The 7,775-nt window shown below is 67.2% G+C and carries 9 protein-coding genes; 6 read left to right on the forward strand and 3 right to left on the reverse strand.

From position 1 onward, the window contains the following. Positions 1 to 71: 71 nt before the first annotated feature. The 6 genes from pheA (at position 72) to IRZ30_RS13770 (ending at position 3,747) form a co-directional block, all read left to right on the forward strand. The gene (gene pheA, locus IRZ30_RS13745; RefSeq protein ID WP_294086005.1) at positions 72 to 932 is read left to right on the forward strand and encodes a prephenate dehydratase; all 861 of its coding nucleotides are present in this window, start codon (positions 72 to 74) and stop codon (positions 930 to 932) included. Positions 933 to 963: 31 nt separating this feature from the next. Continuing rightward, positions 964 to 1,548 (forward strand): 16S rRNA (guanine(966)-N(2))-methyltransferase RsmD, encoded by a 585-nt coding sequence (gene rsmD / locus IRZ30_RS13750; protein WP_294086006.1) that lies wholly within the window; start codon positions 964 to 966, stop codon positions 1,546 to 1,548. Between the two features lies 1 nt (position 1,549). Continuing rightward, positions 1,550 to 2,056: a pantetheine-phosphate adenylyltransferase gene (coaD, locus tag IRZ30_RS13755; protein WP_294086007.1), complete on the forward strand. Its 507-nt coding sequence runs from the start codon at positions 1,550 to 1,552 to the stop codon at positions 2,054 to 2,056. A 23-nt stretch (positions 2,057 to 2,079) separates the two neighbouring features. Then, on the forward strand, positions 2,080 to 2,565 hold the full coding sequence (locus IRZ30_RS13760; protein ID WP_294086008.1) for an ATPase: 486 nt from the start codon (positions 2,080 to 2,082) through the stop codon (positions 2,563 to 2,565). Positions 2,566 to 2,672: 107 nt separating this feature from the next. Further along, positions 2,673 to 2,882 (forward strand): hypothetical protein, encoded by a 210-nt coding sequence (locus IRZ30_RS13765; RefSeq protein WP_294086010.1) that lies wholly within the window; start codon positions 2,673 to 2,675, stop codon positions 2,880 to 2,882. 52 nt (positions 2,883 to 2,934) lie between these two features. Next, positions 2,935 to 3,747, forward strand: a complete 813-nt coding sequence (locus tag IRZ30_RS13770; protein ID WP_294086012.1) for a hypothetical protein — start codon at positions 2,935 to 2,937, stop codon at positions 3,745 to 3,747. Positions 3,748 to 4,007: 260 nt separating this feature from the next. On the opposite strand, the gene IRZ30_RS13775 is transcribed toward IRZ30_RS13770, so the two are convergent. The 3 genes from IRZ30_RS13775 to IRZ30_RS13785 are packed head-to-tail and all read right to left on the reverse strand — an operon-like array spanning position 4,008 to position 7,637. Then, entirely contained in the window at positions 4,008 to 4,904 is an 897-nt protein-coding gene (locus tag IRZ30_RS13775; RefSeq protein WP_294086013.1) for an ABC transporter permease, read from the reverse strand. A gap of 51 nt (positions 4,905 to 4,955) precedes the next feature. Beyond that, a complete protein-coding gene (locus IRZ30_RS13780) occupies positions 4,956 to 5,900 on the reverse strand; it encodes an ABC transporter permease (protein ID WP_294086015.1) in 945 nt (314 codons plus the stop codon). 15 nt (positions 5,901 to 5,915) lie between these two features. Continuing rightward, a complete protein-coding gene (locus IRZ30_RS13785; protein WP_294086016.1) occupies positions 5,916 to 7,637 on the reverse strand; it encodes an ABC transporter substrate-binding protein in 1,722 nt (573 codons plus the stop codon). Between the last annotated feature and the right edge of the window lie 138 nt (positions 7,638 to 7,775).

A 7,775-nucleotide genomic window follows, 5' to 3' on the forward strand; every position in this document is an offset into this window, starting at 1 on the left:
CGCGTTGACCGGGTTGTGGAGGGGCGCCTATACTCTGGCGGGCGACGGGGAGTTTGGCGAAGGGAATCGGTATGCGCATCGCGTACCTCGGGCCGGAGGGAACCTTCAGCGAGGAGGCGGCGCTGGCCTGGGCTACGCCGCGCGGGGCGGAGGTCGTCCCCTTTTCCTCGTTCCCGGCGCTGGTGCAGGCGGTCGAGGTGGGGCTGGCCGAGCAAGCGATGCTCCCGATCGAGAACTCGCTGGAGGGCTCGGTCAGCGGCACGGTCGACCTGCTGATCCATGAGACGGACCTGAAGATCTGCGGCGAATTGGTGCTGCCGGTTCGGCACTTCTTGGTCGGGGTGCCGGGCACGACGCTCGCTGAGGTGCGCACGGTGACGTCGCATCCGCAGGCGCTCGGGCAGTGCCGGCGGTTTCTGGAGCGCGCGCTGCCGGGCGCCGGGCAGGTGGCGGCGCTGAGCACGGCGGCGGCCGTCGCGGGGGTGATGGAGGCGGGCGTCCGGTCGCAGGTGGCGATTGGCACCCGGCGGGCGGCCGAGCTGTACGGAGCTGAAATCCTCGCGGCCGATATTCAGGACTTCGACAACAACGTCACGCGCTTCGTCGTGCTGGCGGAGGCCGACGCGCCGCCCACCGGTCAGGACAAGACCTCGATCTGCTTTAGCGTGAAGGCCAATGTGCCGGGGGCGCTCTACGAGGTGCTGGGCGTCCTGGCGGCCGCGCAGATCCAGATGACCAAGGTCGAGAGCCGGCCGAAGAAGTCGAAGCTGGGCGACTACTATTTCCTGGTGGACGTTGAAGGGCACCGCGAGGATCCGCCGATCCGCGCGGCACTGGAGCGGATGGCGGAGGTCGTCGCCGAGTTGAAGGTCTTCGGGTCCTATCCGGCCAGCCCGGTGCCGGTGCCCGCGACGTCGCGGGCCGGCGCGTAGCCGGGCACGGGCCACGGCCGGGAGGGGTGCGATGCGGGTGATCGCCGGCACGATGAAGGGGCACCAGCTCAAGGTGCCGCGCACTCGCCGGACCCGGCCGATGTCGCAGCGCGTGCGCGAGGCGCTCTTCATGGTGCTGCAGACGCTGGGGGTGCGGCCGCGACGGGTGCTCGATCTGTACGCCGGCAGTGGCGGGATCGGCATCGAGGCGCTGTCGCGCGGCGCAGAGTGGTGCGACTTCGTCGAGCAGAACCCGGCGGCGTGCGCCGTCATCCGTGATAACCTGGCGAGCACCCGTTTCACCGATCGCGCCGCGGTGCATCAGACGACCGTGCAGTCCTTCCTGTCTCGGCCCCTGGAGCCGTACGATCTGGTGGTGATGGACCCGCCGTACGCCGACCCGCACATTCTCGAGACGATGCAACGGGTGGCGGAGTCGGGTGCGGTGACTGAGGGGACCGTGCTGGCACTCGGCCACTGGCCGCGGCTAGAGTTGCCGGAGGAGATCGGCCCGCTGCGGCAGATCCGGCGGCGCTGCCACGGCGATAGCTGTTTTTCGATCTACGAGGTTGTCGCGCCGCCGGGAGCGGCAGACGGCGAAGCGACGGGGGGATGAGGTGACGCATATCGCGCTCTACCCGGGATCCTTCGACCCGATCACCAACGGGCACATCGACGTCGCGTGCCGCGCCGCGCGGCTGTTCGACAAGTTGATCGTCGCGATCTACGAGGGCGACGAGCTGCATGACAAGCGGGCCCTCTTCTCGGTGGAGGAGCGGCGCGCGATGGCGGAGCAGGCGCTCGCGGGGTTGGCACCAAATTTGCGTGTTGACACATATCGCGGACTGACCGTAGACTATGCGCGATCCGTAGGTGCACAAGTTATAGTTCGCGGCCTGCGAGCTGTTTCCGACTTCGAGTATGAATTCAAGTTGGCACATATGAACCGGCACATGGCGCCGGACGTGGATGTCGTTTGCTTGATGACCAGTTCGCAGCACTCGTTCGTGAGCTCGAGTCTGATCAAGCAGGTCGCCTCGCTGGGTGGGAACGTCCAGGGGCTGGTCCCCGACCACGTAGCCGAGGCGCTGGCACGGAAGTTCGGTGCGGTCGTGCGTGAATAGCGACTAGAGATGGAAGCGTCGCGGTGCAAGACGGTCGTGGGGGACACGGACAGCCCAGTCAACCGGTTGACATCCTCATGCTGCTCGACCGCCTGGAGGATCTGATCAGCAACGGAATGCGGGTGCCGCTGAGCAGCCGGGTGATGATCGAGGAGGAAGACGCCCTCGCCATCATCGATCAATTGCGCCTGGCGCTGCCGCAAGAGATCAAGCTGGCGCGCCGGGTGGTGCAGGAGCGGCAGAAGATTATCACCGATGCCCAGGCGGAGGCGGACAAGATCCTGGCCGTCGCCAAGGAGCGGGCCGAATACCTGATGGCCGAGCAGGGGCTCATCAACGAGGCCAAGGCGCGTGCCGAAGAGATCCTGCGCCAGGCCAAGGACAATGCCAAGCGCTCGATGGGCGAGGTGGACGGGTACGCGCTCCGCCTGCTCAGCGAGCTGGAAGCCGTTCTCGAAGAGGACCTCGAGCGCATCAAGCACGTCAAGTCCGCCGTGACCTCTCGGTAGGACCTCTTGCACGGCGCGTCCCGGGCCGGCACGCCGGTGACGGCCGTGGAATTGCGGCAGTCGCTCCGCCGGTTGGCGGCGGGCCGACAAGGGCAGGGAGGAACACGGTGGCGCGCATCCTGACGTTTCCCCTCATGTTGATCTGGCGTCTGACGCGCCTGATTGTCGAGGCGGTCGGGCGACTGCTCGCCGTCGTGATCGGCTTCGTCTTCCTGGTGGTCGGTACGCTGCTGACACTGACCGGGATTGGAGCGATCGTCGGCGTGCCGCTGTTGATCCTCGGCCTGGCGCTGATGGTCAAGGGCGTATTCGGTTGAGCGCCGGGCCGGCCGATGCCTGGCCGCACGCCACGGTGAAAGGGGTTGCCGCGTGAGCGATTCGATCCATCAGACGATCGACGTTGGCTTTCCAGAGGGGGAGACGCTGCTGCTGCGCATCCGGGTCGGCGGCTGCCGCCTGCGGGTGCGGCCCGGTGGGGGCGATCGCTGGGTGACCGGCACCTATCACGACCCGACCGGCACGCTCCCCTGCCGGGTAGTGGAGGACGGCCGCACCCTGGAGATCACCCAGGGGTTGAACATCACAAGCTGGACGGGCGTCTTCGGCGGTGTGCCGACACTGGAGCTCACGCTGGGGACGGCGCGGCCCTACCGGTTGGTGTTGGAGGGGGGAGCCAGCGAGAGCACGCTCGACCTGGGCGGGCTGCCGCTGACGGACCTCGAGGTGCGCCAGGGGGCCGGCAAGTACGAGATCGACTTCTCGGCGCCGAACCCGGTCGTGATGGACGAGCTGGACATCGACGGCGGGGCGTTCGGCCTGGAGCTGCGGAACCTGGCGAACGCCAACTTCCGCGAGATGGAGGTCGACGGCGGGGCCTCCGCCTACACCTTCGACTTCGGCGGGAACCTAATCCGCCCGGCGGAGGTGAAGCTGTCGACGGGTGTCTCCACCGTGACCATCGCGATCCCCAGCAGTACGGCGGCGAAGGTGGAAGCCGAGACGATGCTCGGGACGATCGACGTAGGCGACGGGTTCACCAAGCGGGAAGGGGCCTTCTGGACCGCCGCGGCGGTGGCAGGGGGCAAGCCGGTCCTGACCATCAAGGCCAACGTCGCCCTCGGGGCGCTCCGCTTGCGCCAGACCACGCCCACGCAGGCGCTTCCAACCGGTAACGTGGGCTAGGCCCCCGTCACGCCGTCTCCTAAGAGCGGGTGCCCGTCGCGTTTCGCCGCGGGCACCCGCTCTTGGTGTGAGCCGGGGTCGGTCGCCACCGCCCAAGGTGACCCGTCATCAACGCGACGGCGAGCCGGTCCTCAACCGATTCACTTGATCACGGGATCATTCTAAGCGGAGCCGCCCACCGAAGAACGGCGGGCGGCGGAAAGCGAATGATCTGTGTGGTTGTGCTCCAGCGTCTCTCCCAACCCTGGCGTGCCGGGCCATCACTGGCGGCGGCGCAGGCGCGGGTCGAGGAGGTCGCGGATGCCGTCACCGACCAGGTTCAGGCTCAGGACCATGAGCGTCAGTGCGGCCCCGGGGAAGACCATCAGGAGCGGCGCCTCCCGGATGAACTGGCGCGCCTCGCCCAGCATGTTGCCCCAGCTCGGGATCGTCGGCGGCGGACCGATCCCCAGGAAGCTCAGTCCGGCCTCGCCGAGCACGCCCTCGGCGAAGATGAAGGTCGCCTGGACGATCACCGGGGACCAGATGTTGGGCAGGATGTGGCGGAGCAGGATGTGGATGTCGGCCAGACCCGTGGCCTGCGCCGCTTCCACGAACTGGCGTTCCCGCAGGCCAAGCACGACGCTCCGGACCAGGCGGGCGACGCGCGGCATGTAGACGACACCGAGCGCGATGATCACGTTCAGCATGCTCTGACCGAGCATCGCCATGATGCCGATGGCCAGCACGATCCCGGGGAAGGCCATCAGCGCGTCCATCAGGCGCATGAGCGCGCTGTCGACACGGCGGTAGTACCCGGCGAGCAGCCCGAACGCCACGCCGACCACGACCGCCACCACGCTGACACCCACGCCGACGATGAGCGAGACGCGGGTACCGTAGACGGTGCGGCTGAAGACATCCCGCCCCAGGTTGTCGGTGCCGAAGAGGTGCCCCTTGGCGCCGACGCCGAGCAGGCGATTGACGGCGTCGGTCTCCGTCGGGCTGTGTGTGGCCAGGACGCCGGCCAACAGGGCGACGAGGACGATGATGAGCAGCCCCACCGCTCCGATCACGCCGCTGGTGTGACGGGCGGCCAGGTAGCGGGCCCGCTGAAAGAAGCTCCGTTCCGGGCGCTTACCGGCGCGAGTCAGTGCCTGTGTTTGTCCAACCACCATGCGCATGAGCCCTTTGCGGTGCGTTGGCGGGTCCTCAGAGCGCCCGCCCGCCTAGCTGTAGCGGATGCGCGGGTCGAGGAAGACGTACAGCACATCCACCAGCAAGTTGATCACGACGTACAGGAACGCGATGGTCAGCACGATCCCCTGGACGAGCGGGAAGTCCCGGCGTAGCACGGCCTGGACGAGGAGCCGCCCGACACCTGGGATGTTGAACACCTGCTCGGTGATCACCGCGCCCCCCATGAGCACGGCGAACGTCAGCCCGATGACCGTGACGAGGGGGATGAACGCGTTATGGAGCGCGTGGCGAAAGACGACGCGGCGTTCCAAGACCCCCTTTGCCCGCGCGGTGCGGATGTAGTCCTCGCTCAGGACTTCCAGCATCATCGAGCGGGTCATGCGGGCCAGCAGCGCGGCCTGGGCCGCGCCAAGGGTGATCGAGGGGAGCAGGAGGTACTTGAGTGTGGCGACGCCCGCCTCGCTGATCGACTGGTACCCCTGTGCTGGGAGCCAGCGCAGCGTCACGGCGAAGATCAGGATCAGGTTCAGGCCGATCCAGAAGGTCGGCATCGAGATGCCGAGCATCGCCACGAGCATCGACCCGGTGTCGAGCAGCGACCCGCGCCGGACCGCCGAGAGGACGCCGAGCGGGACGCCGATCAGGATCGCCACCAGGGAAGCCCCGATGGTGAGCAGGATGGTCGGCTCGGCTCGCTCCAGGATCGCCTCGGTGACGGGCTTGTTCAGGAAGATGCTCGTGCCCAGGTCGCCGTGGAGCAGTCCCTGGAACCAGTGGAGGAGCTGGAGCGGAAGCGGTTCGTTCAGCCCCAGCGCCTCCCGTACCTGCTCGACCTGTTCGGTCGTGGCATCCGGCCCGAGGAGCACGGCGACCGGATCGCCCGGCGACATGTGCAAGAGGAAGAAGATGGTGACGGCGACGAGCAGCAGCACCGGGATCATGAGCAGCAGTCGCCGGACGATGTAGGCGGTCATCGGCCTCGGCCTCCCCTACTCCTCGAACCAGACGTTCCAGAAGAACCAGTCGGCCGGGTTGACGTAGCCCTTCACCCGGTTCCGGTAGGCCCGCAGGGTCGCCCCCTCGCAGACCTTGATGTACGCGGCTTCCTCCCACCAGTGGTACTGGAGCTGTTCGATGTACTCCATCTGCTTGTCGGGGTCGGGCTCCGCGATGATCTTGTTGACCAGCTCATCCTTTTTCGGGCTGGACCAGAAGCCGGGCCAGGACTCGCTCAGGAACGGCTGCAGGACCGGGTGCGAGTAGCTCTCGTGCCCGGTGATGAAGATGTCCCAGGCATCCCGCTGGCTGCGGGTCGCCACCAGCGTGGCCCAGTCCATCACCTGGAGGTCGATGACGGCGCCGGCCTTCTCCATCTGCTCCTTGAGCACGACGGCCATGTTGTAGTTGTAGGCGTACTCCTTGGTGGCGATCCAGCGGATCGGCGTGCCGTCATAGCCCGCGGCCTGGAGCATCTCCCGAGCCTTGTCGGGATCCTTGAGGTTGTAGAACTCCTTCCCGGCGTCGGTGTACCAGGCCGTCTCCGGCGCAGCCATCTCGGGACCCAGGCGGTAGAACTCCGGCCGGCCGAAGCCCGCGGCAGCAGCCGCGTCCAGATCGCAGGCGGTCAGCAGCGCCATGCGCAGGTCGCGGTTGCTCATTATGCTCTCTTCGGACTTGTTGAAGTGGGCCCCGTAGAAGTAGTAGGGCAGCACGACCTGCGTCGTCAGGTCGGGCTCGGCGCTGAGCGAGTCGAAGTTGTCGGTGCTCAGCGTGTCGGCGAAGTCGAACTCGTCGGTGATGAGGCCGTCGCCGCGCACCGCGACCTCGGGCACCGGGATGAAGCGGATCTCGTCGAAGTAGGCGATCTTGGTGCCGCCGTAGCCGTCGGGGCCGCCCTCCAGCGGCTGGTAGTCCTCGAAGCGTACGAGGCTGATGTAGCGGTCCGGCAGCCGCTCCTTGAGCATGTACGGGCCGGTACCGATGAACTCGCCCATCTCGCCGTCGTGGGAGGCGTCGGCGATCTCCTTGGGGATGATGATGGCATCGGTCTCCGACAGGAAGACCGGCGCGATACCGGTCGGCTCCTTGAAGGCGAGACGAACGGTCAGATCGTCGACCTTGTCAAGGCCCTCAACCCGCTCGAACAGCGTTTTGCCGCGACCGGAGAGCACGCTGTAGCGCTCCAGCGAGGCGATGACGTCGTCGGCGCCCATCTTCTTGCCGTTGTGGAACAGGACGCCGTCCCGCAGCTTGAGGATGAAGACCTTGCCGTCGTCCTGGACCTCATAGCTGTCGAGCAGCATCTCCTTGGGGGAGAAGTTTGCGTCAGGCGTCCAGAGGGTCTCGAAGACGTGCCAGGCGCAGTTCTGGGTGACCGTCGCCGTGGTGAAGGTCGGGTCGAACGCCGGCGGCTCGCCCACGATGGCGACACGCAACAGGCCGCCGAACTTGCCCTCGGCCGTCACCTGGGTCTGGACGGGCCGGAACTGGCCGGCGGTCGGGCTGGCGGCCGGCGTGGCGCCACCGCCGCTCGTGTTCCCACCTCCGGACCCGGTGTCGCCCCCTGAGGACGACTCACCGCCGCAGGCGGCGAGGAAGCTCGCCATCGCCGCTCCGCCTGCCAGGGTCAGCGACCCCCGGAGCAGCGCGCGCCGGTTGACCGGACGACGCAGCCAATAGGCGAGCGGAGTCGATCGAAAATCCCCAGCCATGGATACTGCACTCCTCCTCACGAAACGACTCGCAAACGGACGAACCGCTCGCTGCCGAGTTGCAGCGCGGTTACTTTGATACGGTTGACTTGTTGGCTGGGAAGGATGAACTGCTCCTCAAGATCTAGCAGTTCATCG

The organism is Sphaerobacter sp. (assembly GCF_019683595.1).
Classification (GTDB): Bacteria; Chloroflexota; Chloroflexia; order Thermomicrobiales; family Thermomicrobiaceae; genus Sphaerobacter.

What these genes read in the sequence shown, in the direction of transcription:
- pheA (WP_294086005.1), top strand. Translation starts at nt 72, where the DNA reads ATGCGCATCGCGTACCTCGGGCCGGAGGGAACCTTCAGCGAGGAGGCG.
- rsmD (WP_294086006.1), top strand. Translation starts at nt 964, where the DNA reads ATGCGGGTGATCGCCGGCACGATGAAGGGGCACCAGCTCAAGGTGCCG.
- IRZ30_RS13775 (WP_294086013.1), bottom strand. Translation starts at nt 4,904, where the DNA reads ATGGTGGTTGGACAAACACAGGCACTGACTCGCGCCGGTAAGCGCCCG.
- IRZ30_RS13780 (WP_294086015.1), bottom strand. Translation starts at nt 5,900, where the DNA reads ATGACCGCCTACATCGTCCGGCGACTGCTGCTCATGATCCCGGTGCTG.
- IRZ30_RS13785 (WP_294086016.1), bottom strand. Translation starts at nt 7,637, where the DNA reads ATGGCTGGGGATTTTCGATCGACTCCGCTCGCCTATTGGCTGCGTCGT.